General features: G+C 60.2%; 2 tRNA genes and 1 rRNA gene. All 3 read right to left on the bottom strand.

Annotation, left to right across the window (positions count from 1 at the left end):
• Window positions 1–376: 376 nt before the first annotated feature.
• Window positions 377–452 (bottom strand) — tRNA-Ala (locus FZ983_RS33905).
• A gap of 42 nt (window positions 453–494) precedes the next feature.
• Window positions 495–571: transfer RNA gene (locus FZ983_RS33900), tRNA-Ile, on the bottom strand.
• 112 nt (window positions 572–683) lie between these two features.
• Window positions 684–753, bottom strand: a 16S ribosomal RNA gene (locus FZ983_RS33895); the annotation flags it as partial.

Genomic DNA, 753 nt, shown 5'->3' with positions numbered 1-753 from the left:
TTATCGCAACGTGCTACGTCCTTCATCGCCTCTCAGTGCCAAGGCATCCACCAGATGCCCTTCAGACGCTTGATCTCAACTCCAACGAAAACGCTAAGCGCCACGCGCAGGAACAAGCCTGCTCGCGAGCCAACCGACAGGGTTGGCTGTTTCCGCCGTTCGATGCTACTCCCAGCCAGCGTGCCTTGTGAGCTTGCCGGCCGAGGAGCGTCCTCGGTCACTTGCACTTCATCTTCACTTGTCCATGATCCCGTCCCTTGCGGGACACAATGACGAGCGCGAAGCGCTCGTCATTGTTCACGTTGCCGTGTTGTGGTTCCTTCCAACGGTCCTCGAAGCTGGGCGGCTCGTCATCCACCCTCGACACCAGAAGAACTGGTGGAGGCAGACGGGATCGAACCGACGACCTCCTGCTTGCAAAGCAGGCGCTCTCCCAACTGAGCTATGCCCCCGATCGGCCCTCCATCTCTGGAGACGCGCACGACCGCTAAACATGGTGGGCCAGGGAGGATTTGAACCTCCGACCTCACGCTTATCAAGCGCGCGCTCTAACCAACTGAGCTACTAGCCCGCACGTGCTTCGCTTGGAAGCACGTCGAGAACCGTGAGAAGGGATGCGCCGGCGGCGGCAGAGAAAGCTGCTTCGGCTGAGGTGCCGGACCATCCAGGGTCGGCGTCCTTAGAAAGGAGGTGATCCAGCCGCAGGTTCCCCTACGGCTACCTTGTTACGACTTCACCCCAGTCGCTGACCTT

Origin of the sequence: Azospirillum sp. B21, assembly GCF_008364825.1 — a bacterium.
In the GTDB taxonomy this organism is placed as follows: domain Bacteria; phylum Pseudomonadota; class Alphaproteobacteria; order Azospirillales; family Azospirillaceae; genus Azospirillum.
Note: the sequence above shows the minus strand (reverse complement) of the source record. Positions and strands in the feature narration are given on the sequence as shown.